This is a genomic window from Mesorhizobium sp. M8A.F.Ca.ET.181.01.1.1, from assembly GCF_004792025.1.
Classification (GTDB): Bacteria; Pseudomonadota; Alphaproteobacteria; order Rhizobiales; family Rhizobiaceae; genus Mesorhizobium.
Genome location: NZ_SRTV01000220.1, coordinates 1 through 306 on the forward strand (window position 1 = coordinate 1; position 306 = coordinate 306).

Annotated in this window: 1 protein-coding gene; it reads left to right on the top strand. The window is 59.2% G+C overall.

The genetic code is table 11. The annotated features are described in order from the left end of the window. On the top strand, positions 1-306 hold a 306-nt coding region (locus tag EN824_RS34340; protein ID WP_135933220.1), incomplete at both ends, for a hypothetical protein.

Consider the following 306-nt stretch of genomic DNA (forward strand, 5'->3'; position numbering starts at 1 on the left):
CTCGCGCTCGATACGTACCTCACCCTTGCCGACGAGGTGGGTGGATCACGCGTCATCGATGTCGCCTATGCACTCAGGGAAGCAAAACGACAACCAGACCCCGTGCGGCGGATGGAATTCATCGAAGCCGCCCTGTTGACGGCCAAGGGCGAAAAGAAATCGGATGCCTATGTCATCAACAAGGGCATGCAGAAATCCGCCCCCGAACTTCTCGACGCGCTGACGTTGGCGCGGGACCATGTCGTTGCCTGCCGCAACCGTTATCGTCTGGTGCTAATGCTGGCGGCGACCAAATGCGCCCTTGTT